Annotated in this window: 24 protein-coding genes; 11 read left to right on the top strand and 13 right to left on the bottom strand. The window is 72.7% G+C overall.

The window, feature by feature from the left end; all coding sequences use genetic code 11:
* Positions 1 to 58: 58 nt before the first annotated feature.
* Genes ABT127_RS25485 through ABT127_RS25475 form a run of 3 tightly spaced genes read left to right on the top strand, consistent with a single transcriptional unit; the run spans position 59 to position 1,091 of the window.
* The gene (locus ABT127_RS25485; protein ID WP_351454318.1) at positions 59 to 508 is read left to right on the top strand and encodes a DoxX family protein; all 450 of its coding nucleotides are present in this window, start codon (positions 59 to 61) and stop codon (positions 506 to 508) included.
* Positions 508 to 936, top strand: a complete 429-nt coding sequence (locus ABT127_RS25480; RefSeq protein WP_351454315.1) for a Zn-ribbon domain-containing OB-fold protein — start codon at positions 508 to 510, stop codon at positions 934 to 936. Before ABT127_RS25485 ends, ABT127_RS25480 begins: the two co-directional genes overlap by 1 nt.
* Entirely contained in the window at positions 933 to 1,091 is a 159-nt protein-coding gene (locus tag ABT127_RS25475; protein ID WP_502971777.1) for a GNAT family N-acetyltransferase, read from the top strand. The genes ABT127_RS25480 and ABT127_RS25475 overlap by 4 nt, the downstream gene beginning before the upstream one ends.
* A 500-nt stretch (positions 1,092 to 1,591) precedes the next feature.
* Here the strand turns inward: ABT127_RS25475 and ABT127_RS25470 are convergent, their stop codons facing one another.
* The 3 genes from ABT127_RS25470 to ABT127_RS25460 all read right to left on the bottom strand — a co-directional run bounded on the left by ABT127_RS25470 (position 1,592) and on the right by ABT127_RS25460 (position 4,130).
* A complete protein-coding gene (locus tag ABT127_RS25470) occupies positions 1,592 to 2,251 on the bottom strand; it encodes a pyridoxine/pyridoxamine 5'-phosphate oxidase (RefSeq protein ID WP_351454312.1) in 660 nt (219 codons plus the stop codon).
* A 34-nt stretch (positions 2,252 to 2,285) separates the two neighbouring features.
* Positions 2,286 to 2,864 carry a dihydrofolate reductase family protein gene (locus tag ABT127_RS25465; protein WP_351454310.1) on the bottom strand — a complete coding sequence of 193 codons (579 nt, stop codon included), beginning with the start codon at positions 2,862 to 2,864 and terminating at the stop codon, positions 2,286 to 2,288.
* Between the two features lie 96 nt (positions 2,865 to 2,960).
* A complete protein-coding gene (locus ABT127_RS25460) occupies positions 2,961 to 4,130 on the bottom strand; it encodes a thiolase C-terminal domain-containing protein (RefSeq protein ID WP_351454307.1) in 1,170 nt (389 codons plus the stop codon).
* 158 nt (positions 4,131 to 4,288) lie between these two features.
* Between ABT127_RS25460 and ABT127_RS25455 the strand changes: the two genes are divergently transcribed.
* Positions 4,289 to 5,491, top strand: coding sequence for an acyl-CoA dehydrogenase family protein (locus ABT127_RS25455; RefSeq protein WP_351454305.1), 1,203 nt, complete (start codon positions 4,289 to 4,291; stop codon positions 5,489 to 5,491).
* Positions 5,491 to 5,973 carry a nitroreductase family deazaflavin-dependent oxidoreductase gene (locus ABT127_RS25450; protein WP_351454302.1) on the top strand — a complete coding sequence of 161 codons (483 nt, stop codon included), beginning with the start codon at positions 5,491 to 5,493 and terminating at the stop codon, positions 5,971 to 5,973. Before ABT127_RS25455 ends, ABT127_RS25450 begins: the two co-directional genes overlap by 1 nt.
* 98 nt (positions 5,974 to 6,071) lie before the next feature.
* Here the strand turns inward: ABT127_RS25450 and ABT127_RS25445 are convergent, their stop codons facing one another.
* On the bottom strand, positions 6,072 to 6,719 hold the full coding sequence (locus ABT127_RS25445; RefSeq protein ID WP_351454300.1) for a TetR family transcriptional regulator: 648 nt from the start codon (positions 6,717 to 6,719) through the stop codon (positions 6,072 to 6,074).
* Positions 6,720 to 6,892: 173 nt separating this feature from the next.
* On the opposite strand from ABT127_RS25445, the gene ABT127_RS25440 reads away from it, so the two are divergent.
* From ABT127_RS25440 to ABT127_RS25430, 3 genes are all read left to right on the top strand, one after another.
* Positions 6,893 to 7,726, top strand: coding sequence for a VOC family protein (locus ABT127_RS25440; protein ID WP_351454297.1), 834 nt, complete (start codon positions 6,893 to 6,895; stop codon positions 7,724 to 7,726).
* Between the two features lie 140 nt (positions 7,727 to 7,866).
* On the top strand, positions 7,867 to 10,221 hold the full coding sequence (gene afsK / locus ABT127_RS25435) for a protein serine/threonine kinase AfsK (protein WP_351454294.1): 2,355 nt from the start codon (positions 7,867 to 7,869) through the stop codon (positions 10,219 to 10,221).
* A 60-nt stretch (positions 10,222 to 10,281) separates the two neighbouring features.
* Entirely contained in the window at positions 10,282 to 10,827 is a 546-nt protein-coding gene (locus tag ABT127_RS25430; RefSeq protein WP_351454365.1) for a hypothetical protein, read from the top strand.
* A 13-nt stretch (positions 10,828 to 10,840) separates the two neighbouring features.
* Here ABT127_RS25430 and ABT127_RS25425 read toward each other — a convergent pair whose 3' ends face one another.
* Genes ABT127_RS25425 through ABT127_RS25415 form a run of 3 tightly spaced genes read right to left on the bottom strand, consistent with a single transcriptional unit; the run spans position 10,841 to position 13,281 of the window.
* The gene (locus ABT127_RS25425) at positions 10,841 to 11,614 is read right to left on the bottom strand and encodes an enoyl-CoA hydratase/isomerase family protein (protein ID WP_351454291.1); all 774 of its coding nucleotides are present in this window, start codon (positions 11,612 to 11,614) and stop codon (positions 10,841 to 10,843) included.
* Positions 11,611 to 12,066, bottom strand: coding sequence for a Zn-ribbon domain-containing OB-fold protein (locus ABT127_RS25420; RefSeq protein WP_351454289.1), 456 nt, complete (start codon positions 12,064 to 12,066; stop codon positions 11,611 to 11,613). Before ABT127_RS25420 ends, ABT127_RS25425 begins: the two co-directional genes overlap by 4 nt.
* 60 nt (positions 12,067 to 12,126) lie before the next feature.
* Entirely contained in the window at positions 12,127 to 13,281 is a 1,155-nt protein-coding gene (locus tag ABT127_RS25415) for a lipid-transfer protein (protein ID WP_351454286.1), read from the bottom strand.
* 110 nt (positions 13,282 to 13,391) lie between these two features.
* On the opposite strand from ABT127_RS25415, the gene ABT127_RS25410 reads away from it, so the two are divergent.
* Positions 13,392 to 14,957 (top strand): FadD3 family acyl-CoA ligase, encoded by a 1,566-nt coding sequence (locus ABT127_RS25410; protein ID WP_351454284.1) that lies wholly within the window; start codon positions 13,392 to 13,394, stop codon positions 14,955 to 14,957.
* Here ABT127_RS25410 and ABT127_RS25405 read toward each other — a convergent pair.
* Together ABT127_RS25405 and ABT127_RS25400 are read right to left on the bottom strand one after the other, a co-directional pair.
* A complete protein-coding gene (locus tag ABT127_RS25405; RefSeq protein ID WP_351454282.1) occupies positions 14,932 to 15,588 on the bottom strand; it encodes a nucleoside/nucleotide kinase family protein in 657 nt (218 codons plus the stop codon). The genes ABT127_RS25410 and ABT127_RS25405 overlap by 26 nt on opposite strands.
* Before the next feature lie 21 nt (positions 15,589 to 15,609).
* Positions 15,610 to 16,338, bottom strand: coding sequence for a DUF4232 domain-containing protein (locus ABT127_RS25400; RefSeq protein ID WP_351454279.1), 729 nt, complete (start codon positions 16,336 to 16,338; stop codon positions 15,610 to 15,612).
* A gap of 175 nt (positions 16,339 to 16,513) precedes the next feature.
* Here ABT127_RS25400 and ABT127_RS25395 point away from each other — a divergent pair, with 175 nt between their 5' ends.
* Positions 16,514 to 17,752, top strand: a complete 1,239-nt coding sequence (locus ABT127_RS25395) for a helix-turn-helix domain-containing protein (RefSeq protein WP_351454277.1) — start codon at positions 16,514 to 16,516, stop codon at positions 17,750 to 17,752.
* 25 nt (positions 17,753 to 17,777) lie between these two features.
* On the opposite strand, the gene argS is transcribed toward ABT127_RS25395, so the two are convergent.
* Entirely contained in the window at positions 17,778 to 19,541 is a 1,764-nt protein-coding gene (gene argS / locus ABT127_RS25390) for an arginine--tRNA ligase (protein ID WP_351454274.1), read from the bottom strand.
* Positions 19,542 to 19,679: 138 nt separating this feature from the next.
* Entirely contained in the window at positions 19,680 to 21,674 is a 1,995-nt protein-coding gene (locus ABT127_RS25385) for a PA14 domain-containing protein (protein ID WP_351454271.1), read from the bottom strand.
* Positions 21,675 to 21,809: 135 nt separating this feature from the next.
* Here ABT127_RS25385 and lysS point away from each other — a divergent pair, with 135 nt between their 5' ends.
* Complete coding sequence (lysS, locus tag ABT127_RS25380) at positions 21,810 to 23,573, top strand: lysine--tRNA ligase (protein ID WP_351454268.1); 1,764 nt, start codon at positions 21,810 to 21,812, stop codon at positions 23,571 to 23,573.
* Between the two features lie 143 nt (positions 23,574 to 23,716).
* On the opposite strand, the gene ABT127_RS25375 is transcribed toward lysS, so the two are convergent.
* Entirely contained in the window at positions 23,717 to 25,168 is a 1,452-nt protein-coding gene (locus ABT127_RS25375; RefSeq protein WP_351454265.1) for an FG-GAP and VCBS repeat-containing protein, read from the bottom strand.
* A 108-nt stretch (positions 25,169 to 25,276) separates the two neighbouring features.
* Positions 25,277 to 26,635, bottom strand: coding sequence for a DUF2637 domain-containing protein (locus ABT127_RS25370; RefSeq protein WP_351454262.1), 1,359 nt, complete (start codon positions 26,633 to 26,635; stop codon positions 25,277 to 25,279).
* Between the last annotated feature and the right edge of the window lie 134 nt (positions 26,636 to 26,769).

Genomic DNA, 26,769 nt, shown 5'->3' with positions numbered 1-26,769 from the left:
GAGGGTCCGATGCGGTGAACTGACGTACCGTCAGATACGCGAGGAGGGGCCGGACTTCATGGATGCGATGGGCCTCAGTGGGGCCGAGTGGCTCGCCGTGCTGCGGATCGGGCTCGGCCTGTGGTGGCTGGAGAGCTGGCGGCACAAGGACAAGAAGGGCTGGTTCGAGCGCGGCACCGGGATCGCGTGGGCCGCCGACGTCGCCGGCAAGCACCGGTGGAACGCCGTCCGCAGCGGCTTCGACGTCGTCGTGAAGCCGCGCCCCAGGACCATGGCGTACGTGGTCGTCTACGCCGAACTCGCCCTCGGCGTCGGCCTGGTGCTGGGGTTCCTGACGCCGGTCGCGCTGGTCGGCGGGCTGCTGCTGAACCTCCTGTACTTCACGCTCATGATCCACGACTGGGCCGAGCAGGGGCAGAACGCGATGATGGGGCTGATCTCGGTCGTCGCGCTCTTCGCGATGTCCTGGCAGACCTGGTCCCTCGACCACGCGATCGGGCTGTTCTGATGGGGGCCGCGACGGGCTCCGGGCCGCGCTTCGATCTGCCCGACGTCGACGCCTTCACCCGCCCCTACTGGGACGCCGCCGCCGACGGCACGCTGCTGCTGCGGCGGTGCGCCGGGTGCGGGCGCAGCCACCACTATCCGCGCGAGTTCTGCCCGTTCTGCTGGAGCGAGGACGTCCACTGGCGGCCCGCGTCGGGGCGGGCCACCCTCTACACCTGGTCCGTCGTGCACCGCAACGACCTGCCGCCCTTCGGCGCCCGGACCCCGTACGTCGCCGCCGTCGTCGATCTCGCCGAGGGGCCGCGGATGATGACCGAGGTGGTGGAGTGCGGGCAGGACGCGCTGCGGGTGGGAATGGAGCTTGCGGTCTGTTTCCGCGCGGCCGGGGACGGCGACGGCGCGGTGGCGGTGCCGGTGTTCCGGCCGTGACCGCCGAGGTGAGCCGGGTCGCGGTCGCGCAGGGGGCCGACGAGGTGGTCCTCTTCACCGATCTGGCCAACGGCACGAGCAACGCCCTGTACCAGCGGCTCGGCTACCGTCCGGTACGGGATTTCGGGATCTGGGCCTTCGCCGAGGGGGCGTGACGGTCGTCGCCGGTTCCTTTTGCGCAGTTCCCCGCGCCCCTGAGGGGTTGTCGTTCGGCTGACGGCCGGTGGGGGCTGGTCGCGCAGTTCCCCGCGCCCCTGAGATGCGCACTTCGTGCGGCATCTCATCAGAGAGGCGCGCCCCCCGTACGCGGCACCACCTCGGTGAGGCGCTCCCCGGACTCAGCGCCACCTCGGAGAGGCACGGCACACGGCGCCACCTCGGAGAGGCACGCGAACGTCGGCCCCCGGTCGGGAGGCACGCGAACGTCGGCCTCCGATCGGGAGGCGCGCGAACGTCGGCCTTCGATCGGGAGGCGCGCGGAGCGCAGCCTCAAGGGGAGACTGCGCGCAGCGCATGCCTCAGGGGCGCGGGGAACTGCGCGACCAGCCCCCACCGGGCCCGCGCGTGGCCAGACGCCTACCGGACCCACACGCGACCAGATGCCCACCGGGCCCACCGGACCCACCGGCCCCGCGCGTGAGCGGCGCCCCGATGGTCACGGCCACAGCAGCTCCCTGGTCCAGGCATCTCCCGTACGGCGGTACCGGAGCCGAACATGGCGCCGCCGCGCGTCCCCCTGGAAGAACTCCACCTCGTCCGGCTGAAGGGCGTACGCCGTCCAGGACGGGACCGGCGCGTCCGGCTCCCGCTGCGCCCGCTCCCACGCGGCCAGCGACACCCGCTCCAACTCCTCGACGGAGTCCAGCACTTCGCTCTGCCGGCCGGTCAGGGCGGCGGCGAGCGCGCCGGTCGAGCGGGCGTGCAGGTCGGCCTGGGCCACGTCGGCGGGCGCGGTGCGGACGGGGCCGCGCACCCGGACCTGCCGGCCCTGCACCGGCCAGTAGAACCCGAGCGCCGCGTACGGCCGGACGGCCAGCTGGCGGCCCTTGGCGCTGCCGGAGTGCGAGGCGAAGGTCCAGCCGTCGACCGCGTCGGCGCCGTGCAGCATCACCGTACGGACATCGGCCCGCCCCTCGGCGTCGCTGGTGGCGAGCGAGGGGGTGTGCGGCTCGGGCTGCCCGGCCGCCACGGCCGCCGCGAACCACTCCACGAACAACGGGAGCGGTTCGGCGGGCGCGGCCGCGGGGTCGAAGGCGGGAAGCTCGGTGTCCCAGACGCGCAGGGACCGCAGGAGGGGTTCGAGATCGGAGGTCATGGGGCGATTGTCGCCCCCGGCCGGCCGCGCCCCGCTACGCGCCCCGCACCACGTCGAACACCTGCTTCTGCACCCCGTTGGCATACGCCTCCTGCTCCACCAGCCGCAGCTTCCGGGTGTCCTGGTCCGCCGTGCTGAACAGGCGCTTGCCCGCGCCGAGGAGGAGGGGGAAGACCAGGAGGTGGTAGCGGTCGATCAGGCCGGCGTCGGAGAGGGCGTGGTTCAGGGCGATGCTGCCGTGGACGAGGATCGGGCCGCCATCGGTCTCCTTCAGCGCGGCCACGTCGTCGAGCGAGCGCAGGATCGTGGTCGGGCCCCAGTCGGAGACCAGCGCGTCCTCGGTGAGCGTGGTCGAGACGACGTACTTCGGCAGGTCCTTGTAGTCGCCGAACTCCTCCATGGCGGGCCACACCGGGCTGAACGCCTCGTAGCTGGCCCGGCCGAGCAGCATCGCCGCCGCTTCCTTCTGCTCGCGGCCCTTGATCTCGAAGGCCTCGGGCACGAAGTCGATGCCCTTGAACGTCCAGCCGGCGTTGCGGTAGCCGCTCTCGCCGCCGGGAGCCTCCATCACTCCGTCGAGCGAGACGAAGGCGGTGCTGATGAGCGTACGCATGGGAGGGCTCCTGGTCTCTTCGGGGCACGGTCGTCGTTCCTACGCCCATGATGACCGCGACCGACAAGGAAACTCATCGGTGAGAGCGCGGGCGGGTCAGTCCCGGCCGAGCACCATCGTTCCCGACGAACAGAACCAGCCGCCCGTCCCGGACGCCACGGCGAGCGCGGGGAGCGAGCCGTCCGGCTTGCGCACCTGATGGCCGCCCGCCTCACCGCGCAGCTGCCGCACCGCCTCCACCAGCAGGAACAGTCCGCGCATGCCGGGGTGCTGGGCGGACAGGCCGCCGCCGTCGGTGTTCGTCGGCAGCTCGCCGTCGCGCAGCAGCCGGCCCTTCTCGACGTAGGCCCCGCCCTCGCCCTTGGCGCAGAAACCGAGGTCTTCGAGGGTCACCAGCGTCATGTACGTGAAGGCGTCGTAGAGCTCCGCGACGTCGATCTCGGACGGTGACACCCCGGCCCGCTCGAAGGCGAGCCGGCCGCTCACCGCCGCGGGGGAGACCGTGAAGTCGTCCCACTCCGACATGGTGGTGTGCGAGACGTGCTCGCCCGAGCCGAGCACCCAGACCGGGGACGAGGCGCAGTCCGGCACCAGGTCCGCGGCGACCATCAGCACCGCCGCGCCGCCGTCGGAGCGGATGCAGCAGTGCAGCTTGGTGAACGGGTCGGCGATCATCGGCCCGTCGAGCACGTCGTCGACCGTGATCGGGTCGCGGAACATCGCGTCCGGGTTCGCCGCCGCGTTCTGCCGGGCCTGGACCGCGACCTGGGCGAGCTGGTCGAGGGTGGTCCCGTACTGGTGCATGTGGCGGCGGGCCGCCATCGCGTACTTGGCGATGAGCGTGTGCCCGTACGGGACCTCGAACTGGAGCGGGCCCCGGGAGCCGAAAGACAGGTTCGAGGTGCGCCGCTTCGCCCTGATGTCGGCGCGGGCCGTCGAGCCGTAGACGAGGAGGACGGCGCGGGCGTGCCCGGCGGCGATGGCGTCCGCCGCGTGCGCCGCCATCACCTCCCAGGTGGAGCCGCCGACCGAGGTGGAGTCCACCCAGCGGGGTGTGAGCCCCAGGTACTCGGCGACCTCCACGGGCGCCAGCGTCCCGAGCCCGGCGCTCGCGACGCCGTCGATCACGTCGGGGGTGAGCCCCGCGTCGGCCAGGGCCCGGCGGGCGGCCTGGGCGTGCAGGGCGTAGGGGGTGGCGTCGTCGACCCGGCCGCAGTCGGAGAGGGCGATGCCCGTGATGGCGACCTTGCGTTGAGGGCCAGTCATGAATCTGACGGTACATCAGATTCGAGGCGGCCGTCAGCCCCGCCCAGGGGTGCGGGGGCTGTGCGGCCCCGGGCGGGGCGCTTGCGATCCGGGGATCAAAAGTCTGGGCATGCGCGGCGGTGGGCCTTAACATGACGCCCCGTCAGAAAGGGGCCCGCATGGACGCCACGTTCACCGAGGAACAGCAGGAGATCCGCCGCACCCTGCGCGAACTCACCACGAAACGCTGCACCCCGGACGACGTCAAAGCCGCCACCCGCACCCCGGCAGGCCACGACCTCGCCCTGTGGGGCGCGCTCGGCACCGAGCTGGGACTGCCGGGCCTCGCGCTGCCCGAGCGCTACGGCGGGGTCGGCGCCACCGTCACCGAACTCGCCCTCGCGCAGGAGGAGCTGGGCCGGGCGCTGGCCCCCTCCCCGCTCTTCGCGACCTGCGGACTCGCCGCCCCGCTGATCGCCGCGCTCGGCACGGACGCCCAGCGGGAGGCGCTGCTCACCCGGATCGCGGGCGGCCGGCTCACCGCGGCCCTCGCCGTCCCCGGCACCGGCCTGGCCACGGCCCTCGGCCTGGTCGCCGAGAACACCGGCGACTGGGCGGGCGGCGGGCGCGCGGGCGGTGTCCAGGCCCGCAGGGCGGACGGCGGCTGGCACCTGTACGGGCAGGCCGAGCAGGTCCTCGACGGGCACAGCGCGGGCCTGCTCCTGGTCGCCGCGCACACCGGCGGCTTCGCCCGCTCCCGGACCCTGCTGTTCCTCGTACGGGAGGACGCCGCCGGACTCGTCCGCACCCGGCAGACCTCGCTCGACGAGACCCGGCCGCAGGCCCGCCTCGAACTGCGCGACGTGCCCGCCGAGTTGCTCGGCCAGGACGAGGGCGACGTACCCGGAGCGCTCGCCGCCGTCGGGGACACCGCCGCCACCCTGCTCGCCGCCGACGCGGTCGGCGCCGCCGACCGGGCCCTGGAGCGGACCGTCGGGTACGTCAAGGAGCGCGAGCAGTTCGGGCGGCCCATCGGCTCGTTCCAGGCGGTCAAGCACCGGCTCGCCGATGTGTACGTGGCCGTGCAGGCGGCGCGCTCCGCCGCGTACTACGCGGCCTGGGCGGCGGGGGACACGGGTGGCACGGGGGGTGAGCGGGCCGGCGGGCTCGCGCTCGCCCAGGCCCTGGAGGCGCTGCGCACCGCCGCCGCCGAGGCGGTCCAGCTGCACGGCGGCATCGGCTTCACCTGGGAGCACGACGCCCATCTGTATCTGAAGCGGGCAGCGGGCGACGAGCTGCTCTTCGGGCCCGTGCACCTGCTGCGGGCCCGCGCCGCGCAGACCGCCGCCCTGTTCGGCCCGGCCGCGGCGGTGAGCGCCTGATGGCGCCGGTGGGGCTCCGCCTCGTGCAGAAGGTGTCGTCGACCAGGACGTTCGCCCGGTTCGCACCGCACGTCATCCCGGCGATGGACCGCGCCGTCCACCGCCTGACCAGGGGAAAAGTGCTGGTCAGCGCGCAGATGCTGCCCGGTGTCATCCTCACCGCGCGCGGCGCCCGGAGCGGCCTCGAACGGCGTACACCGCTCGCCTGCATGCCCGAGGAGGCGGCGGGCACCTGGCTGCTGATCGGGTCGAACTTCGGACGTCCCGGACATCCGGCGTGGACGGCGAACCTGCTGGCCCACCCCGACGCCGAGATCAACTGGCACGGGAAGGACATCGCGGTCACCGCCCGGCTGCTCAACTCGGCCGAACGGGAGGAGGCTTGGGCGGCCGCACTGAAATTCTGGCCACCGTACGCCGCGTACCAGGCCCGGATCGACCGGGAGATCAGGCTGTTCCGGCTCGCGCGGCGCGCGCCCTGACGCGGGCGGCCGCACACCGGCTCCAACGGCAACGGCGGCGGCTCACGCTGACCACGCGAACCGCCGCCGTCCGACAGGACCGGGGGAAAGGAGTGCCGTTACTTCGTCGGCTTCTTTCCGGTCACGCCCAGGTGGACCAACAGCGCCAGGTTCGGCTTCAGTTCGGCCTGCTTGACACCCCAGGTCTGGAAGCCCCGCTGGTGCGAGGCGACCGCCGCGAGCATCGCGACGAGCGAGCCGGCCACCGCCGCCGGGCTCACGTCCTTGTCGACCTTGCCCTTGTCCTGAAGGTCCTTGACCGCGTCGGCAAGGGAGTTGTTCACGGAGTTCAGGATCTTCATGCGGATCTTGTAGAACCGCTTGTCGCCCTCGGCCGCACCGAGGTCGACGACGCGCAGGATCGCGTCATTCTTGCGCCAGAACTCGAGGAACCCGTCGACGAGTTCCTGCGCGGTCGCCCAGCCGGCCTTGCCGACCCAGGAGCGGTCGGCCACCAGGCCGGTCAACTCGGCCCCTTCGGCCGCCATTTGCTCGGCGATCTCCAGGACGGCGCCCTCGACGTCCGGGAAGTACTGGTAGAAGGTCGCGGGCGAAGTGCCCGCCTTTCGCGCGACATCAATGACTTTGACGTCCCGGTAGGGCGAGGAGCTGAGCATCTCGCCGAGGCAGTCGAGCAGCTTCTGACGTGTCGCTTGACCACGCCGTCCGGCCACACGACCGTCGACGGTACGTACTTGTCCTGTCATGCCGTCAGCTTACCGAGGGGTGATCGGAGCGCGATCTGGCCGACTGCAAATGGGGTTGGGGCCCACGAAACGGGACCGGTCACCGGTCGAAACCGGGACGAGGAGCGACCGGAATTGGCCATTCGTTCGAATGTGAACAGTCCGGCCCCGACCTGCGTGGCTAGCGTGCCGCCATGGCCCCCGTACGCAGCGCGTTCCCGGAAGGCGCCCCGTGCTGGGCCGACGTCCAGCTGCCGGACGTCGAGACGGGCAAGCGCTTCTACGGCGATCTCTTCGGCTGGACCTTCGACGAGGGCGCCGGGGCCGAGCGGGGCTACTACACGGCGGCCTACAGCGAGGACCGCGCCGTCGCCGCCCTCGCCCCCCTGTTCGGCGGCGCGGGACCGGCCTGGACCGTGCATTTCGCGGTCCGCGACGCCTACGCCACCGCCGCCCGGGTCACCCGCTCCGGCGGCCGGGTGCTCACCGGCCCGCTCTCCGTGGGCACGGCCGCCACCATGGCGCTGGTCACCGACCGTGACGGCGGGATCTTCGGACTGTGGCAGGCGGGCAGCGACCTCGGCTTCGAGGTGGCGGGGGAGCCGGGCGCCTACTGCTGGGCGGAGCTGCGGGTCCGGGACACGGCCCGGGCCGACGCCTTCTACGAGACCGTCTTCTCGTACGCGGCCGGAGACGCCGGAGACGCCGGAGCCGATGGAGCCGGGGGAGCCGTGGGAGATACCGCCCTCCCCGGCGACGGGAACCCCCGCGACGGGCTGCGGCTCTGGGCGCCCGCCGGGACCGTCCCGTCCCCGGCGACCGCGGTCGTCGGCCGCCGCTCCTCCTCCGGCACGCCGCTGACCGGGGGTTTTCTGGTCCACTTCGGCACCGCGGAGCTGGAGGCCACCACCGCCGACGCCCTCCGGCTCGGCGGCGAGATCCAGGTGCCGGCGCATCCGACCGGGTACGGCCGGGTGACCGTGCTCGCCGACGACCAGGGCGCCCTCTTCGCCCTGCGGGAGGTCTGAGACACCCCGATGTGCCCCCGGGTTCGCAACCGGGGCCCCGGACAGGAAGAATCGGGGTGCGTGCCGCCGTAGCGCTTCGGCGGTGAGACGCTGTCGGGGGCCGTGAGTGCGGTGGCCCCGTACGGGGAGGTGGCAGGCGAGTGGTGGATCAGCTGACGCAGCACGATCCGAGGCGGATCGGTCCGTTCGAGGTCCTGGGACGGCTCGGCGCGGGCGGCATGGGTCTGGTCTATCTGGCACGCTCGGCCTCGGGCCGGCGCGTGGCGATCAAGACGGTGCGCACGGAGCTCGCCGAGGACCAGTTGTTCCGGGTCCGGTTCACGCGCGAGGTCGAGGCGGCCCGGGCGGTGTCCGGCTTCTACACGGCCGCCGTCGTCGACGCCGACCCGCGCGCGGCCGTGCCGTGGCTGGCCACCGCGTACGTCCCCGCGCCCTCCCTCGAAGAAATAGTGAACGAGTGCGGGCCGCTGCCGGCCCAGGCGGTGCGCTGGCTGGCGGCCGGCATCGCCGAGGCGCTGCAGTCCATCCACGGCGCGGGCCTGGTCCACCGCGACCTCAAGCCGTCGAACGTCCTCGTCGTCGAGGACGGCCCCCGCGTGATCGACTTCGGCATCGCGTCCGGGGTCTCCAACACCCGCCTGACCATGACGAACGTGGCGGTGGGCACGCCCGCCTACATGTCGCCCGAGCAGGCGAAGGACTCCCGCAGCGTCACCGGCGCCAGCGACGTCTTCTCGCTCGGCTCCACCCTGGTCTTCGCGGCGACCGGCCACGCCCCTTTTCACGGGGCCAACCCCGTGGAGACCGTCTTCATGCTGCTGCGCGAGGGCCCCGACGTGGACGGGCTCCCCGACGAGCTGCGCCCGCTGATCGAGTCCTGCATGCAGATGGAGGCGGGCCTGCGCCCGTCCCCGGCCGACCTCCAGGCCCAGCTCGCCCCGCACCTCTTCGGCTCCGGCAGCGACGACAGCGGCACCGCGTCCGCCTGGCTGCCCGAGCGGTCCGTCGCGCTGATCGAGTCCCGGCGCGGCAGCCGGACCGTGGTGCGCCCCCAGGCGTCCCGCGCCCCGGGCGGCCAGGTGCCCGCGATGCCGCCGCAGCCGCCGCCTCCGGTCCCGACCGACGGCTGGCGCGGCCCGGTCGCCGCGCCCGTCGGGTCCGGCCGCGCCGCCGACGGGCCGGTCCACCTGGCCGGCGCGCAGGTGCCGATCGGACCCGGGCCCCGGGTCGCCGACGCCCGCGCCGCCGCCGTGCAGGCGCCGCCCGCCGAGTCCGGGCTGGCCGCCTCCTGGTCCCGCGCGAAGCCGTCCGTGAACGGTTCGCCCGATCCGGTGGTGCCCGCGCCCGCCCCCGCCGCGGAGGGCCCGGCCGGCTGGCGGCCGTGGCGGTTCCGGATGTCGAACGACGTGTGGGGCACCCCCAAGGTCGCCGGCGACCTGGTCTACGTCACCTCCTTCGAGGTGCACGCCCTCGACACGGCCACCGGCAGGCGCCGCTTCAAGACCCGGGACGTCGCCTGGTCGCTGACGGTCGCCGACGGCATCATCCACGCCTCCGACGGGCCGACCCTGTGGGCGCTCGACGCCCGCGAGGGCTCCGACCTGTGGCGGCTCCAGACGGACGCCTGGGTCTACTCCGTCCAGGCCGGCCACGGCACCGTCGTCACCGGCACCCGCGGCGGCGGCGCCCAGGCCCGCGAGGCCGTCAGCGGCGACCCGCTGTGGGAGATCACCGGCTGCCAGACCGACTTCGAGACGCCCGAGGCGGGCCCCGTCGTCCACGAGGGCACCGTCTACGTGTGGCAGGACGCGCGGCTGCGCGCCCTGGAGGCCAGGAGCGGCGAGGAGCGCTGGTCGTACCCGGTCGGCGACGCCGCCTCCTGCGGCGGGGTGCCGGTCCGGCTGACCCCCGCCGACGACGGATACGTGTACGTCGCCGCGGGCACCCGGGTGCTCGCCATCGAGGTCGCCACCGGACAGGTGCGCTGGCACTTCGAGGCACCGGCCGTCTTCCTGAGCCCGCCCGCGTTCGTCCCGGGGCCCGCGGTCACCGGCGGCGGGGTCTACCTCGTCGACCACCACGGCACGGTCTACGCGCTCGACGCCGCGGACGGCCGCGACCGCTGGCGCATCGCGACCGAGGCCCGGCCCTCGGCGACCGACCCGGTGCTCGTCGCGCGCGGCCACGTCCACGTGGGCAGCGGTCAGGGGCTCTACACGCTGGACGCGGTGACGGGGACGCCGAAGTGGCGGTTCCAGGCCGGCGGGGAGATCGTCGGCTCCCCGGTCGTCGCCGACGGCCGGATCCACTTCGGCTCGACGGACCACCTGCTCTACACGCTGAAGGCGGACGACGGCCGGCTGCGCTGGAAGCTGGCGACCGGCGGCGAGATCACCGGGACGCCCGTCGTCACCGACGGTGTCGTCTACGCGTGCAGCAAGGACCGCTGCGTGTACGCGCTGGACGCGGAGAAGGGGACCGGGACCAGTCGCTAGCACCGGGACCGGCCGATGCGGGCGTCCCCGCGTGTCGTGCCGGGTAGGGTGCCCGGCGTGATGATACGGGGACGCAGGACACTCAGACTGACGGCCGTCGCGGCACTGGTGGTGCTCGCGCTGACGGGCTTCTCCCGGGGACACGGCCGCCACCACAGCAGCAGCGGCGGCGGGGGAGGGTGCAGCAGCTCGTCGCAGGACCACGACAGCTCGTCGCACAGCACGTCGGGCGGCTCGTCGTACGGAGGGTCCACCTACGACGACGATCCGGTGACCACGCCGACGGTGCGCCACCGCAATCGCTCCACGCCGACGTCCACCTCCAGCGGCACGGCCCTCCAGGAAGGGACGGCCCGCCTGGTGAGCTGCGCGAGCGCGAGCCGGCCCTGGTCCACGGTCGAGGTCACCAATCCCAACGGACGCCAGGTCACCTTCACGGTGTCCACCACCTACTACGACGACGCGGACCTGCGCATCGAGACCAGGACCGCGAAGGTCCGGGTCCCGGGCCAGGGCAGGGCGGTCGCGAAGGTGCCGGTCGGCACGGCGTCCGGGGCCGTCGACCGGGTGGACCACTGCGAGGTCGACCCCGCCGCGCGGCCCTGACCGGGGCGGCCGGTCAGCGCACCCGGAACTCCTTCGCCGTGCGCGAGGCGAACAGCTCGGCCTGACGGTCCGGCGGCAGATTGCCGAGCGCGATCAGGTGCGGGGCCTGGGCGAAGGCGCGCTCGCGGGCCGCCTCCGTGGCCGCCCACACCGCCCGCACCGTGCCCTGCACCGCCTCGGCGGGGTGCGCGGCGACGGTCTCCGCGCAGCGCACCGCGGCCGCCAACGCCCCGCCGGGCGCGGTGACTTCACTGACCAGCCCGGTCTCGTACGCCCGCCGGGCCGACATCCGCTCCGCCGAACCCATCAGCGCGAGCCGCGCCACCTCGCCCGGCGGCATGCGCTGCGCCAGGTACACCGACTCGTAGGCGCTGACCATGCCGTACGTGGTGTGCGGGTCGAAGAACGTCGCGCGCTCGTCGGCGACGACGAACTCCGCCTCGCCCAGCAGGTAGAACGCGCCGCCGCACGCCATCCCGTTCACCGCGGCGATCACCGGCTTCCACAGGTCGTTGGCCTTCGGGCCGACGCCGAGGAGCGGATCGTCCATGGAGTACGGGGACGAGGGCTGCGGGACGTCCAGGCCGCGGTCGATGCCCGTGCAGAAGGCGCGGTCGCCCGCGCCGGTGAGCACGATCGCCCGGACGATGTCGTCGTGGCGGAACTCCCGCCAGGAGGCGACGAGTTCGGTGATCGTCGCCTGGTCGAGGGCGTTGTGGCGGTGCGGGCGGTCCAGGGTGACCACGGCCACCCCGGTCTCCTTGTGGCGGGTCACGTCCACGGTCACGGCCGCTCCAGGACCCAGCGGGGGACGTGCACGCCGTCGATCTCCGTGAACACGGCCTGCACCTTCGCGCCGATCCGCAGCCGGTCCCGGGGGACCGAGTTCAGCGGGGCGTCGGCCGTGGCGACCAGGTTGCCGACCAGGCGGATGCGGGGGGCTTCCGCGAGTTCGACGATGATCGCGTTGTAGGGGGCCAGCGCGGCGTAGGCCGGGAGCAGGGGCGGGTGCGGGATCACGTACGACCAGATCCTTCCCCTGCCGCTCATCTTGCGCCAGGTGGAGTCGAAGGACTGGCAGTGCGGGCAGCAGGGGCGGGGCGGGAAGCGCAGTTCGCCGCATTCCGGTTCGGCGCAGGCCTGTATGCGCAGTTCGCCTCGGGCGGCGTAGTCCCAGAAGGGGGCGCCGTCGTCGTCCGGGACGGGGGCCAGTAGGGCTGAATCGGTCGCGTCTGCCATGGTCTGTTCCCTTCGGAGTGCGGTTTTCGCCGTGGCCGGTCGCGCAGTTCTCCGCGCCCCCTACGGGGCGCGGAGCAGTACCGCCGATGTGGGGACGCCCTCGCCCGCCGTCACCAGGCACGTGCGTGCGTCCGGTACTTGGGCCGTGCTGACGCCCCGGAGTTGCTTCACGCCCTCGTTGATCAGGTTGAAGCCGTGGACGTAGGCCTCCGAGAGGCCGCCGCCGCCCGTGTTGATGGGAAGGCGGCCGCCGATCTCCAGGGCGCCGCCCTCGGTGAAGGCGCCGCCCTCGCCGCGGCCGCAGAAGCCGTAGCCCTCCAGGGAGAGCGGGATGAGCGGGGTGAACGCGTCGTAGATCTGGGCGACGTCCACGTCGTGCGGGGTGAGGTCGGAGTTCTTCCACAGGTGGCGGGCCGCGGTCCAGGCGGGGCCGGTGAGCGGGTCGTCGTTCCAGTAGTTGACCATGCCGTGGTGCTGGGCGGGCAGGCCCTGCGCCGCCGCGTGGATGTAGACGGGCTTGTGGCGCAGGTCGCGGGCGCGCTCGGCGGAGACGATGACGCAGGCCAGCGCGCCGTCGGTCTCCAGGCAGTTGTCGAAGAGGCAGAGCGGCTCGCTGATCCAGCGGGCGTTCATGTACATGTCCCGGGTCAGCGGGCGCTCGTACATCATGGCGGCCGGGTTCTGGTTGGCGCGGTTGCGGCAGGCGAGGGCGACGTTGAAGAGGTGGTCGCGGGTGGCGCCGTACTCGTGCATGTAGCGGCGGGCCAGCATGCCGATCTCGTCGGCGGGGCGGAGCAGTCCGAAGGGCCTCGTCCACTGGGCGGGCGTGGGGAGCTGGACGGTGGTGTTCTTCCAGGGGCGCGGGCCGCTGCCGCGTTTGCGCGAGCGCCAGGCGACGCCCACGCTCGCCTGTCCGGTGGCGACCGCGGCGGCGAGGTGGGCGATCGTCGCGCACGAACCGCCGCCGCCGTAACCGACCTTGGAGAAGAAGGTGACATCGCCCGCGCCGACGGCCTTGGCCACCTCGACCTCGTCGGTCTCCTCCATCGTGTACGAGGCGAAGCCGTCCACCTCGGACGCGGCGAGGCCCGCGTCGTCCAGGGCGGCCAGGATCGCGCGGCACGCCAACGTCTTCTCGGATTCGGGGAGTTGTCTGGCGAAGGCCGTCTGGCCTATGCCGACGATGGCTGTCGCGTCCTTGATGCTGCTCACCATGGCACTCCCACCTGTGCACCTGGATCTCTGGGCTGACAGCGCGTCAGGCTACAGCTAATCTGACGGATAGTCAGCTACGGGTCGGGTACGGCGTTGTGGGAGGTCGGTCGATGAACGCGCAGACGTGGGGCACCATCCCGGGACTGATCAGGGACACCGTCGCCCGCCACTCAGCACGCGAGGCCGTGGTCGACGGGCGCACCCGGATCACCTACGCCGAGCTGGGCGAGCGCGTCGAACGGGCCGCCGCGGCCTGCCTGGCCTCCGGCGTCGCCCCCGGCGACCGGGTCGCGCTCTGGGCCCCCAACACCCTGGACTGGATCGTCTCCGCGCTCGGCGCGGTCAGCGCGGGCGCCGTCCTCGTCCCCCTCAACACCCGCTTCAAGGGCGCCGAGGCCGCCGACGTCCTGGCCCGCTCCCGGGCCAGGCTGCTCTTCGTCACCGGCACCTTCCTCGGCACCTCCTACGTCGCCTCGCTGCGCCGCGCCCAGGAGGCGGGCGCCGAACTCCCGCACCTGGACGAGGTGGTGGTGCTCGCCGACACCGCGCCCGACGCGCCCGGCTACCGCACCTGGAAGGAGTTCCTCGCGGGAGGCGAGAAGGTCACCGCCGCGGAGGTGCGGAAGCGGGCGGACACCGTCGCGGCCGCCGACGCCTCCGACATCATCTTCACCTCCGGCACCACCGGCCGCCCCAAGGGCGCCGTCATCACCCACGAACAGACCCTGCGTGGCTACGAGATCTGGGCGGACCTCGCCGGCCTGCGCGAGGGCGACCGCTATCTGATCGTGAACCCGTTCTTCCACACCTTCGGCTACAAGGCGGGCGTCATCGCCTGCCTGATGCGCGGGGCCACGATGATCCCGCAGCCCGTCTTCAACGTGGACACCGTCCTCGCCAACATCGCCGCCGAGCGCATCTCTGTCCTCCCCGGACCGCCCACCCTGCACCAGTCGCTGCTCGACCACCCGGCGCGCGACGCCCACGACCTGTCGGCGCTGCGCGTGGTGGTGACCGGCGCGGCCGTGGTGCCGCTGCGACTCGTCGAGCGGCTGCGCGGCGAACTGCACGTGGCGACCGTCCTGACCGCCTACGGCCTCACCGAGGCCAGCGGCATCGTCACCATGTGCCGCCGCGGCGACGCCCCCGAGACGATCGCGTCGACCTCGGGCCGGGCGATCCCCGGCACCGAACTGAAGGTGGCGGCGGAGCCCGGCGAACCCGGCGAGGTCCTGGTCCGCGGCTTCAACGTCATGCGGGAGTACTTCGAGGACGCCGCCGCCACCCGCGAGGTCATCACCGAGGACGGCTGGCTGCACACCGGCGACGTCGGCGTCCTCGACGACGGCGGCAACCTGCGGATCACCGACCGCATCAAGGACATGTTCATCGTCGGCGGCTTCAACGCCTACCCCGCCGAGATAGAGCAACTGCTCGGCATCCACCCCGACGTGGCCGACGTGGCCGTGGTCGGCGTCCCCGACGGACGGCTCGGCGAGGTCGGCAAGGCGTACGTCGTGCGGCGGCCCGGCTCCGTGCTCACCGGCGACGACCTCATCGCGTGGGCGCGCCGCGAGATGGCCAACTACAAGGTGCCCAGGGCGGTCCAGTTCGTCACGGACCTGCCGCGCAACGCCTCCGGCAAGGTGCTCAAGCAGGAGCTGCGGGCGGGCTGAGCCGCCCGGTGTCCAGGTCCACGACGAGGTCCGCCCGCGCACGGCCCGGCGCCACCCGCCGGGCGTTCGCCTCGTCCGAGCGCTCCACCCACGCGCGGGCCTCGGCCGGGTTCTTGCCGAACTCCACGTGCCGCGCGACCAGCCGCTCCACCCGCACCGTGTCGTCGACGGCCACCCACCACACCTCGTCGAGGTGCGGGCGGACCGCCGTCGACCACGGCTCCTCGTCGAGCAGGAGGTAGTTCCCCTCGGTCACGACCAGCGGGGTCTTCGGCGCCACCGGAAGCGCGCCCGCCAGCGGCTGCTCGAGGTCCCGCTCGAAGGACGGCGCGTAGACCGTCTCGCCGTGGCCCGGCGCCCGCAGCCGGGCGAGGAGGGCGCCGTACCCGTACGCGTCGAACGTGTCCGGGGCGCCCTTGCGGTCCGCGCGGCCCAGCCGGCGCAGTTCCGTGTCGGCGAGGTGGAAGCCGTCCATGGGGACCAGCGCGGCCTGGGCGCCGAGCGCGCGGACCACGGCCTCGGCGAGGGTGGACTTCCCGGCGCCCGGCGGGCCCGCGATGCCGAGCACGCGGCGCGAACCCCGGGAGGCCAGGGCTCGGGCGCGGTCGGCGAGTTCATCGACGTACGGCATGGGGCGAGCCTTTCACGGGCGTCACCACTGGACGGCGTTGTCCAGGTCCTGCTGCCAGTACGTGACCTTCAGCGAGTCGTCGATGAACGCGCCGTCGGCGGGCAGCGCCGGGTGGGCGGTGGCGGGCAGCGAACCGCTGAGGGAGCGGGGCTGGAACATGACCTCCAGGCTCTTCGCGGTGTAGCCGTGCGCGCCGCTGCCGTCGGCGGCGGACAGCAGCACCGCCGCGTAGCCGGACTCGCCGGGCGCGAGCGTGACCACGGCCTGCGGCTTGGAGTCCTCGACGACCGGCGGCACCGACTGGGCCTCGCTGAAGCGGACGACCGGGTAGCCGTACAGATAGCAGGGCTTGCCGCCGGTGTTGGTGACCGTGAGCAGCATGTGGTTGATGGGCCGGGTCAGCGGGGCCGCGACCGTCCTGGTGTCGGCACCGGAGCAGGTGACCGGCTTCGCGGCGGACGCCGAGTCCGCCGGGGCCTTCGTCGCGGTGCCGCCCGAGGCGTTCGTGGCCGTACCCGTACCGGTGCCCTGCGAGCCGGAGCCCGAGCCGGTCTTCGCGTCGTCGCCCGCCGGGGCCTTCGACGCACCCTTCGACGCGGCCGGGGAGGACGCGGCGGGGGAGGAGACGGCCGACGCGCCCTCGTCCTTGACGCCCGATCCGTCGTCGCAGGCGGTGAGCGAGAGCGCGGCGATCGCGACGGACGCGGCGGCGGTCAGCAGGCGGGTGCGGGAGGTGCGGATGCTGGACATTGCGTGAGCCCCTTGGGAGTTCGGTCCGGTGTGGTGCTTGGATGACCCAGAGCCTGCGGGGAGATCCGTCCCAGGTGCCACAACCGACGGGTAGTTCGGCACGCTGGAACGGTGAAACAGGCTCTGACCTGGGGGAACGAGGGTCCCCTGGAACGCCGGAACGGGACGCGGGGGCATGGAGGAACGAGTGTCTGGAGACGGGTTCGCGCAGCTGCTGCGGGAGTTGAAGGACCGTTCGGGACTGAGCTACGGCACGCTGGCGAAGCGGCTGCACATGAGCACGTCGACCCTGCACCGCTACTGCAACGGCACCGCGGTGCCGACCGAGTACGCGCCCGTGGAACGGCTCGCCCGGCTCTGCAAGGCCACTCCCGAGGAGCTGGTGGAGCTGCACCGGCGGTGGATCCTGGCGGACGCGGCCCGCGGCCGAAAAGGGGACCCCGGACCCGCACCCGTACCGGATCCGAAGCCCGAGCCCGAGCCCGAGTCCCGCAACGATGAGGGTGCCGTCGTGCGCCCCGCCGTCTCCCGCAGGCGCACCGCCGTCATCGCGGGCATCGCGGTCGCCGCCGTCACCGGGGCCGTCGTGCTCGCCGTGAACCTCGGGGGCGGCGGGGGCGGCAAGGACGCGGACCGGCAGCAGGCGGCCGGGGCCACGGCCGCCGGGCGGACCGGCGCGGAGCGGAGCCCGTCGGGGTCCGCCGAGTCACCCTCCCCTAGCCCCTCCCGGAAGACGAAGCCGTCGGCGTCGGCGGGCACGTCCGCCCCGCCCTCCGCCGGGTCCGGCGGCGCCGAGGCCCCGGACAGCGGCGGCGCCGCCCCGCTGAGCGTCAACACCCGCCCCTACGTCTACGACAGCCCGTGCAGCCAGCACTTCCTCGTCGACAGCGAACCGGCCCAGGTCGGACCGCCCGCCGGGGAACAGGACGCGACCCGCTGGGCCGCCGCCTACGGCGCCGTCTCCTCGGGCGAGCAGGAGGTCGCGCTCACCGTCCAGGGCAGCGGCGCGCAGACCGTCGTCCTTGAGGCGCTGCGCGTCCGCGTCGTCTCCAAGGGGGCGCCGCTCGCCTGGAACGACTACTCGATGGGCGTCGGCTGCGGCGGCGGCGTCGACACCAAGTCCTTCGACGTCGACCTCGACAACGGCAGCCCCGCCGTCACCGTCAAGGGCGGCCAGCGCGACTTCCCCTACAAGGTGAGCGAGTCCGACCCGGAGGTCTTCTACGTCGTCGCCCACACCAAGGCCCACGACGTGCGCTGGGAACTCACCCTCGAATACTCCAGCGGGGGCCGCCACGGCACCGTACGCGTCGACAGCGGCGGCACCCCGTTCCGCACCAGCGCGGACGTCGGACGCCCCGGCTTCGACTATCCCCTCGGCGGCGGCGAATGGATCGCGCGCGAGGAACAGTAGACGGAAGAGCCGGGGCGGCCGGCCGTCAGAGCTTCTCGGGGGTGCGGATGCCGAGGAGCGCCATGCCCTGGTGCAGGGTGCGGGCCGTGAGGTCGCACAGGAACAGCCGGTTCTCGACCTGCTCCGGCGTCTCGGCCTTGAGGACCGGGCACTGGTCGTAGAACGTCGTGTAGAGCGACGCCAGCTGGAACAGGTATGCGGCCAGCTTGTGCGGCGCGTACTCGGCCGACGCCTCGAAGACCGTGTCGCCGAACGCGTCGAGGTGCAGGCCGAGCGCCCGCTCCGCCGGGGCCAACGCGATCTCCGGGTGCGCGGCCGGACGCGCGGAGTCGGCCTTCCGCAGGATCGACTTGATCCGCGCGTACGCGTACTGGAGGTACACGCTGGTGTCGCCGTTCAGCGACACCATCTGGTCCAGGTCGAACTTGTAGTCCCGGTTCGCCGACGTCGACAGGTCCGCGTACTTCACGGCGCCGATGCCGACGTACCGGCCGTTCTCGACGATCTCCTCCTCGGTCAGGCCCACCTTCTCGGCCTTCTCCCGGACGACGGCGGTGGCCCGCTCGGCGGCCTCGTCGAGCAGGTCCTCCAGGCGCACGGTCTCGCCCGCACGCGTCTTGAACGGCTTGCCGTCCGCGCCGAGCACCGTGCCGTAGCCCATGTTGTGCGCGGTGACCTCGTCGCTGAGCCAGCCCATCCGGCGGGCCGCCTCGAAGACCATCTTGAAGTGCAGCGACTGCCGTACGTCCACGACGTAGATCAGCGACGTGGCGTGCAGGTCGGTGACCCGGTTCCGGATCGCGGACAGGTCGGAGGCCGCGTAGCCGAAGCCGCCGTCCTTCTTCTGGACGATCAGCGGCACCGGCTCGCCGTCCTTGCCGCGGATCTCGTCGAAGAACACGACGAGGGCGCCGTCCGAACGCACCGCGACACCCGACTCCTCCAGGAGCCGCGCCGTCTCCGGCATCAGGTCGTTGTACGCCGACTCACCGACGATCTCGTCGTCCCGGATCTCCATGTCGAGCTTCTCGAAGACCGAGTAGAAGTAGATCTTCGACTCGTCCACGAACCGCTGCCACAGGTCGAGCGTCTCCTTGTCGCCGGACTGCAGGGCGACGACCCGCTTGCGGGCCCGCTCCTTGAACTCCTCGTCGGAGTCGAAGACGGCACGCGACGCCTTGTAGATCCGGTTCAGGTTCGACATGGCCTGCTCGCCGTCGGCCTCGTCGGCCGGGGCCAGCTCCGCCGGGTTCTCGATCAGGTACTGGATGAGCATGCCGAACTGGGTGCCCCAGTCGCCGATGTGGTGCCGGCCGATCGTCTTCTCACCGGTGAAGTCGAGCATGGCGCGCAGGGCGTCGCCGATCACCGCGGAGCGCAGGTGGCCCACGTGCATTTCCTTGGCCACGTTCGGCTGCGCGTAGTCGATGACCGTGATGCCCGGTGCGTCCTTCGCGGGCACGCCGAGCCGGTCGCCGTCGGCGGCGCGGGCCGCGAGGGTCTCGGTGATCGCCTTGTCGGTGACCGTCACGTTCAGGAAGCCGGGGCCGGAGACCTCGACGTCGGCGAGCAGCTCGCCGTTCTCGATCTCCGCGACGACCTGGGCGGCCAGCTCCCGCGGGTTCGCCTTGGCCTTCTTGGCGAGCGCCAGGATCCCGTTGGCCTGGTAGTCGGCCCTCTCGCTACGTCGCAGCAGCGGGTCCGCGCCGCTCGCCTCCGGCAGAGCCGAGGTGAGGGCGGCGGTGAGGCGCTGGTTGACGCTGGCGGTGATGGACGTGACCGGGGCCATGGGTATGGGCTGCCGTTCTGGTCGGGGCTGTTTGATGGTCCCGCCAGTATCCCACGGGGCCGCAAACGGGTTTCCCGGTCTCGTAGCCGACCACCGGCCGGCGGCGCGAGAAGCCGCCGCCGGGCCGTAGGGCGCCCCCTAGCCGGACACCCCGGTCGCGTACACGGTGACGGCCTCCGAGTAGTTGTTGGCGCCGTCCACCGCGCGCAGCTCCCAGCAGCGCTCCTCGCCGTCCGGCAGGACCTCCGTGTCCCGGAAGGACGTGACGTCGCCGTCCAGAACCTCCGAGAGCAGCCCGCTGCCGCAGGAGCGCACTCCGTCGACCGTCTCCACGCGGCCCGACCGGAGCCAGTAGGAGTGCAGATCGGCCACCGGGGAGGCGTTCCACGACAGCGCGGTGCCCTCGGCACCGGGCGTGGCCGTGAAGCCGGTCGGCACCGGGGGCGCGACCTTGTCCTCGTAGCGCACCGGGGTCGCGGCGGTCGACACGACCCCGTTCGCGGCCTTCACGAACAGGGTGACGTAGCGGTCCGTCGAGGAGCCGAGGCCGTCGAGGACGCAGCCGTACTCGACGAACGCGTCGGTGCTCAGCAGCTCCTTCGCCGCGCAGTCGCGCGGGTTGGTGCGGGCCGTGGACACGCTCGACCCCGAGTACACCGTGAAGCCGCCGCCGTGGTCGTTGTCCGCGGGCACCCGGAAGCGCAGCTCGACGCGGCCGTCCGCGTCGGGCCGCAGGTACACGATCGTCGCGGGGGCCACCGGGCGCCGCGAGGTCACGGACGCCGGCTTCGACCGGTGCCCGGCCGCGTCGAGCGCGTACACGGTGTAGGTGCGGATCACTCCCGGCTTCGCCGAGGTGTCGCGGTACGCGGCCTCCTTTGCCGTGCCGAGCAGGGCCGGCGCGGCACCGCCGTCCGAGCCGTACACCTGCCAGCTCACGGCGTCGTCGGACGGCGCGGTCCACGACAGCGCGACCCCGCCCGCGTCCGCCTTCGCCGCGAGACCCGTCACCGCGCCCGGCGCCCTCGTGTCCGGCGTGGTCACCGCGACGGGCGCGGTGCGCGCGGAGGTGTTGCCCGCCGCGTCCGTCGCGCTCACCGTGTAGTGGTACGTCGTCTTCTGGGCGGGCGTCTCGTCGTACAGGTACTGCTCGCCCGGCGACTGCCGCAGGTCCATCGTGGCGACCTTGGTGTACGGGCCCGCCGCGGCGGTGGCCCGCCACAGAGTGAAGACCGGTCCCTCGGCCTCCCGGACCTGGCCCAGCCAGACGTTGACGCGCGGCTCGCCCTGCACCGTGGACACCGAGACGTCCGACGCGGGCACGTACGGCACCGGCGGGGCGGTCTTGTCGGGCGGCGTCACGTACGGGCCGCAGCCCCACGCCCCGTAGTTGGTCCATTTGTCCACGGCCGCGATGCAGAACCGGTACTTCTCGCCGTCCTTCGGCAGCGTGTACGACGCCGTGGTGCCGGTGGTCGTCCAGTCCGTGACGCCGGTCCCCTCCGTCTCGACCAGGACGCGGTAGTGCTTGATGTCCAGCTCGCGGTTCTTGGTCCAGCTCGCGTTCGCCTTGCCGGTCGCCGCGTCGTACGTGGTCTTGACACCGGTCGGCGCGAGCGGCTTCTTGCTGTCGGACGAGGCGGGCCAGGTGAACTTCACCCGGGAAAGGCCGGTCCAGTTCGCGTGGTCGACCCGGACGGTGTGGCTGCCCGAGCCGATGCAGAACGTGCCCGGCACGCTGTTGCCCGCGTCCCCGGTGTTCTTCCACTTGTCGACCTTGCGCACCCCGTCCACGTACAGCCGCAGCCCGTCCGTGCCCGACAGGCGGTACGTGAAGCAGCCGCCCGAGCCGAAGTCGCGGGTCAGCGACCAGCGCACGGAGAAGTTGTTCGTGGCCATCCCGGAGAGCGGCGCGCCGGTCCACGTCTGGTCGACGGTGGTGTCGCAGTCGGTCTTCTTCGGGGTGCCCGAGAAGCTGGTGTTCGAGTAGAACGTCCGCTTGAACGTGGTGTCGCCGCAGGTCACGGCGGCATGAGCGGCGGGTGCCGCGAGCAGTGCGCCACCCAGTGGAAGGGCGAGCGCCAGACCGGCCGCCGCGGTACGGCGCCCGGTCACGAATCTGTCAGTGATCACGCTGACAGGACCACTGTGGAGGCCCCGGGGTTGTACCGCCGGGCAATCCGTTTTCCGTCGCCCCGCGGTTGCTGGGACAATGGGTCGACGCGGGGAGCACCGCGTACCCCGAAACCAGAGAAGGACCGACTGACCGTGGCCCAGAGCACGAGCACGGACACCCAGGCGAACGCCGACTGGGTGTCCCGTTACGCGGACGATGTCATCGCCGAGTCCGAGCGTCGTGCCCCGGGCAAACCGGTCGTCGTCGCCTCCGGCCTCTCCCCGTCCGGCCCGATCCACCTGGGCAACCTGCGCGAGGTCATGACCCCGCACCTGGTCGCCGACGAGATCCGCCGCCGCGGCCACAGCGTGCGCCACCTGATCTCGTGGGACGACTACGACCGCTACCGCAAGGTTCCGAACGGCGTGCCCGGCACGGACGCGTCCTGGTCCGAGCACATCGGCAAGCCGCTGACCTCGGTCCCGGCCCCGGCCGGCTCGGCGTACCCGAACTGGGCGGAGCACTTCAAGGCCGCCATGATCGAGGCCCTCGCGGACCTCGGCGTCGAGTTCGACGGCATCAGCCAGACCGCGCAGTACACGTCGGGGACGTACCGCGAGCAGATCCTGCACGCCATGAAGCACCGCGGCGACATCGACGCGATCCTCGACCAGTACCGCACGAAGAAGGATCCCGGCAAGAAGCCGCAGCAGCAGAAGAACCAGAAGCCGGTCGACGAGGCCGAGCTGGAGGCCGCCGAGGGCTCCGGCGCCGCGGCCGAGGACGACGGCAGCGGCGGCGCCGGCGGGTACTACCCGTACAAGCCGTTCTGCGGCGAGTGCGGCAAGGACCTGACCACCGTCACGTCGTACGACGACGAGACGACGGAGCTGTCCTACACCTGCACCCTCGACGGCTTCACCGAGACCGTCCTGCTGTCGGAGTTCAACCGCGGCAAGCTGGTCTGGAAGGTCGACTGGCCGATGCGCTGGGCGTACGAGGGCGTCATCTTCGAGCCGTCCGGCGTCGACCACTCGTCGCCGGGTTCGTCGTTCCAGGTCGGCGGCCAGATCGTCGACCGGGTCTTCGGCGGCAAGCAGCCGATCGGCCCGATGTACGCCTTCGTCGGCATCTCCGGCATGGCGAAGATGTCGTCGAGCAAGGGCGGGGTCCCGACCCCGGGTGACGCGCTCCAGATCATGGAGCCGCAGATCCTGCGCTGGCTCTACGCCCGGCGCCGTCCGAACCAGTCGTTCAAGATCGCCTTCGACCAGGAGATCCAGCGGCTCTACGACGAGTGGGACAAGCTCAGTGCCAAGGTGGCGGACGGCTCCGTGCTGCCCGCCGACGCCGCCGCGTACAGCCGGGCCGTCGGTGTCGCCGGGCGTGAACTGCCGCGTACCCCGCGGCCGTTGCCGTACCGGACGCTGGCCTCCGTCGCCGACGTCACGGCCGGGGACGCGGAGCAGACCCTGCGCATCCTCTCCGAGCTGGACCCGGAGAACCCGGTCACCGACCTGGTGACGGTGCGGCCGCGGCTCGACAAGGCCGAGGCCTGGATCACCAAGTACGTGCCCGCCGAGTCCCGCACCATCGTGCGCACGGAGCCGGACACGGCGGCGCTGGCCGCGCTCGACGAGGCGTCCCGCGCCTCGATCCGGCTGCTGCTCGACGGGCTCGACTCGCACTGGTCGCTCGACGGGCTCACCCACCTCGTCTACGGCGTTCCGAAGGTGCAGGCCGGCTTCCCCGCCGACGCCACCGCCAAGGAGCTCCCCGCCGAGATCAAGGGGGCCCAGCGCACCTTCTTCGCGCTCCTGTACGACCTCCTGGTCGGCCGGGACACCGGGCCGCGACTGCCCACGCTGCTGCTGGCGGTGGGGGCGGAGCGGGTCCGCAAGCTCCTGAGCGCATAGCGCCTCCGGCGGCACCGGGATCTTCTTCCGGTGCCGCCGTTCTCTTTGGGGCGCGTGGTCGGGTGCGGGGCGCGTCGTGGCTGGTCGCGCAGTTCCCCGCGCCCCTGAGGCGTGCGCTGCGCGCAGCCTCGGGGGCGTTCCGGTCAGGAACCCGAGAACGTGTCGCCGAACATCGGGTCCTGGCCCGAGGCGGCGATGCCCGCCGTGGGGCCGGTGAAGCTCACGGCGCCTGAGGTGGTGATGGCCTGGGTGGCCGAGCCGCGCAGCACGGTCACGGCACCGTCGTCGCTGTTCTCGCCGCCGGCGCCGACGGTCAGATCCGCACGGTCGTCGCCGTTGTGATCGGCGACATGGACTGCGGCGCCGAACAGGTCGGCCCCCTCACTGGCACCCGGGACGCCCGCGGTGCCCTGGTTGAGGGACAGGGCGCCGGTCCCGGTCAGGCCGGAAGCGCCACCGCGCAGAACCCAGACGTTGCCGACGTCGTCGGCGGAGCCGATGTCCTCTCCGCCCGCGCCGACGGCGAGGTCCGGGAAGTCGTCGCCGTCGATGTCGCCCGCCGCGACCGCCATGCCGAACCAGTCGTGGTACTCGTCCGTCCCCGGCACCCCCGCCGTGGACTGGCTGAGCACGGTGCTGTCGGCCGGGTCGACACCCGCGTCGCCGCCGGGGAACACGGCGACGTAGCCGCCGACCGCCGGGCCGCCGATGGACGGTGAGTCGATGCCGACGGCCAGATCGTCGTGGCCGTCCAGGTCGAAGTCGGCCACGGCGAGCGAGGACGCGTTCTCGTCGGTGGCCCGGGCCTGAAGGACCGGCCCCGAAGCGGCGCCCCGGTACACGAACGTACCGACGTAGGAGCTCACCGCCACATCGTCCGTACCGTCGCCGTCGAAGTCCCCGGCGGCCAGCTGCAGGACGCCGTCCGGGTACGCGCCCGCCTCGACGTCCGTGTCCAGCCGCAGCTTCCCGGCCGCGCCGCCGGACTTGGTGAAGCCGCCCTTGAAGATCCACACGTCCTTGCCGGTGGAGCCGACCGCCAGGTCCGCCTTCCCGTCGCCGGTGAAGTCGCCGACCGCGAGGGACTGGCCGAACCGGTCGTGGCCCGACGGGTTCGGGTCGCTGATCGTCGTACCGCCGGACAGGCCGGACGCGCTGCCCCACAGGATCGTGACCGAGCCGCCGTCCTGGTCGCTGCCGACGTCCTCCAGGGGCGTGCCGACGACGAGATCGCCGTAGCCGTCGCGGTTGAGGTCCCCGTGGGCCAGCTCGGTGCCGAACCGGTCGTTCGCCTCCGACGCCCCCGGCACCCCGGACGAACTCTGCGACGTGATCTTGTGGCGCGCGGCGCTGATCCCGCTCGACGCGCCGTAGTTGACGACGACGGCCCCCGCCTTCGCCTTGCCGTTCGCGACCGCGCCCGGGGCGCTCGTCGCGAGATCGTGGTACCCGTCGCCGTTGAAGTCGTCGGCGAAACCGGACGGGGCGGCGCTCGCGGCGCCGGGCAGAGCAACGAGAAGACCACCGGCCAGGGCCGTCACGGCGGCGGTGGCGCCGAGGACGAGGCTGCGTCTGGGGCGCTTGGGGCGGGACATGGGTTCCTTTCGTCAAGCACGACTGTGACCGGTGGGGCGGTCGGGCCGTAGCTCAAGACACCGGTGCCGCCGAAACGGTTGCAGGACCCATGTATGTACGACGAAGGGTTACGCGATGTGGTCGTCCACGAACTCCGCGTTCAGGCGCTTGCTGAACATCTCGTGGTAGCGGGCCAGATCGCGCTGGGAGAGCCGACTGCCGTAGGTCGCCTCCACGTTCGCCTGGAACGCGCCCGGCGTCGGCATGCCCTCACCCTGTATCGAGTACCGGAACACCTGGTACAGATCCTCGTCCGACGGCGCCGACGGCTGTGCCGCCCCGTCACCGAGCTGCCGCGTCCCGCCGGCTCCGTTCGGCACCGGGAACTCCGGCTCGGAGCCGGAGCCCACCTCGGGCTCCGGCTCCGCCGCACGCGGGTGCGGGACCAGGAGCTGCGGCGTCTCCTCGGGCACGGGCTGCTGCTCCGGGCCGGGGACCGGCTCCGCGGGCGCCACGAAGTCCGGGTCGTAGCCGCCCTGGTACTCCACCGGCCGCTGCTGCGCGAACCACTGGCTCGTCTGCGCCTCCGCCTCGGGCCCCGCCGCCGGGGGCTCCGGATGCGGCTGGGGCTGGGGCTGGGGCTCCGGCTCGGGCTGCTGCTGGTGGGCCTCCGGCTCCGGCTGCTGCTGCCGGGGCTGAGGGGCGGGCTCCTGCGGGGCCTGCTGGTGCGGCTCCCGCTCCCGCGGAGCCGGCGCCTCCAGTTCGGCGGTCCGCGGCGCGGGCGGCAGCAGCTGGGGCTCGATGCCGGCCGCCGCGAGCCCCGCCGGAGCGGTCTCCGCCAGCGGCACCCCGTACCGCGCGAGCCGCAGCGGCATCAGCGACTCCACCGGAGCCTTGCGCCGCCACGCCCGCCCGAACCGGGACCGCAGCCGCGCCTGGTACACCAGCCGCTCCTGCTCCAGCTTGATCACGGCCTCGTAGCTGCGCAGCTCCCACAGCTTCATCCGGCGCCACAGCAGGAACGTGGGCAGCGGCGACAGCAGCCACCGCGTGATCCGCACGCCTTCCATGTGCTTGTCCGCGGTGATGTCCGCGATCCGGCCGATGGCGTGCCGGGCCGCCTCCACCGACACCACGAACAGGATCGGGATGACGGCGTGCATGCCGACGCCCAGCGGGTCGGGCCAGGCGGCCGCGCCGTTGAACGCGATCGTCGCCGCCGTCAGCAGCCACGCCGTCTGCCGCAGGAGCGGGAAGGGGATGCGGATCCAGGTCAGGAGCAGGTCCAGCGCGAGCAGCACGCAGATGCCCGCGTCGATGCCGATCGGGAAGACGTAGGAGAAGTTCCCGAAGCCCTTCTCGATCGCCAGTTCGCGCACGGCCGCGTAGGAACCGGCGAAACCGATGCCCGCGATGACCATGGCACCGGCGATGACCACGCCCGCGAGTATCCGGTGCGTCCGTGTCAGCTTCAGTGGCCCTGCCACTTCGGTTCCCCTCCCAGTTGGGCATGTTGCGCCCACAGACTGGCACATGCGTGCGGGGCGCTGTGGGCCGGTACGCCGGGAGCCCGGCTCCCAAAAGGGGCCGGGCTCCTCAAACCGCAGGCAAATGCCGGGTG

The organism is Streptomyces sp. NPDC001904 (genome assembly GCF_040297005.1).
Lineage (GTDB): Bacteria > Actinomycetota > Actinomycetes > Streptomycetales > Streptomycetaceae > Streptomyces.
The sequence above is the reverse complement of the archived record's forward strand: the minus strand, read 5'-3'. Positions and strand labels throughout refer to the sequence as shown.

What these genes read in the sequence shown, in the direction of transcription:
- ABT127_RS25410 (WP_351454284.1), top strand. Translation starts at nt 13,392, where the DNA reads ATGAACGCGCAGACGTGGGGCACCATCCCGGGACTGATCAGGGACACC.
- ABT127_RS25480 (WP_351454315.1), top strand. Translation starts at nt 508, where the DNA reads ATGGGGGCCGCGACGGGCTCCGGGCCGCGCTTCGATCTGCCCGACGTC.
- ABT127_RS25395 (WP_351454277.1), top strand. Translation starts at nt 16,514, where the DNA reads ATGGAGGAACGAGTGTCTGGAGACGGGTTCGCGCAGCTGCTGCGGGAG.
- ABT127_RS25470 (WP_351454312.1), bottom strand. Translation starts at nt 2,251, where the DNA reads ATGACCTCCGATCTCGAACCCCTCCTGCGGTCCCTGCGCGTCTGGGAC.
- ABT127_RS25445 (WP_351454300.1), bottom strand. Translation starts at nt 6,719, where the DNA reads ATGACAGGACAAGTACGTACCGTCGACGGTCGTGTGGCCGGACGGCGT.
- ABT127_RS25415 (WP_351454286.1), bottom strand. Translation starts at nt 13,281, where the DNA reads ATGGTGAGCAGCATCAAGGACGCGACAGCCATCGTCGGCATAGGCCAG.
- ABT127_RS25430 (WP_351454365.1), top strand. Translation starts at nt 10,282, where the DNA reads ATGATACGGGGACGCAGGACACTCAGACTGACGGCCGTCGCGGCACTG.
- ABT127_RS25375 (WP_351454265.1), bottom strand. Translation starts at nt 25,168, where the DNA reads ATGTCCCGCCCCAAGCGCCCCAGACGCAGCCTCGTCCTCGGCGCCACC.
- ABT127_RS25440 (WP_351454297.1), top strand. Translation starts at nt 6,893, where the DNA reads ATGGCCCCCGTACGCAGCGCGTTCCCGGAAGGCGCCCCGTGCTGGGCC.
- ABT127_RS25405 (WP_351454282.1), bottom strand. Translation starts at nt 15,588, where the DNA reads ATGCCGTACGTCGATGAACTCGCCGACCGCGCCCGAGCCCTGGCCTCC.
- ABT127_RS25400 (WP_351454279.1), bottom strand. Translation starts at nt 16,338, where the DNA reads ATGTCCAGCATCCGCACCTCCCGCACCCGCCTGCTGACCGCCGCCGCG.
- ABT127_RS25465 (WP_351454310.1), bottom strand. Translation starts at nt 2,864, where the DNA reads ATGCGTACGCTCATCAGCACCGCCTTCGTCTCGCTCGACGGAGTGATG.
- argS (WP_351454274.1), bottom strand. Translation starts at nt 19,541, where the DNA reads ATGGCCCCGGTCACGTCCATCACCGCCAGCGTCAACCAGCGCCTCACC.
- ABT127_RS25420 (WP_351454289.1), bottom strand. Translation starts at nt 12,066, where the DNA reads ATGGCAGACGCGACCGATTCAGCCCTACTGGCCCCCGTCCCGGACGAC.
- ABT127_RS25485 (WP_351454318.1), top strand. Translation starts at nt 59, where the DNA reads ATGGATGCGATGGGCCTCAGTGGGGCCGAGTGGCTCGCCGTGCTGCGG.
- ABT127_RS25450 (WP_351454302.1), top strand. Translation starts at nt 5,491, where the DNA reads ATGGCGCCGGTGGGGCTCCGCCTCGTGCAGAAGGTGTCGTCGACCAGG.
- ABT127_RS25455 (WP_351454305.1), top strand. Translation starts at nt 4,289, where the DNA reads ATGGACGCCACGTTCACCGAGGAACAGCAGGAGATCCGCCGCACCCTG.
- ABT127_RS25460 (WP_351454307.1), bottom strand. Translation starts at nt 4,130, where the DNA reads ATGACTGGCCCTCAACGCAAGGTCGCCATCACGGGCATCGCCCTCTCC.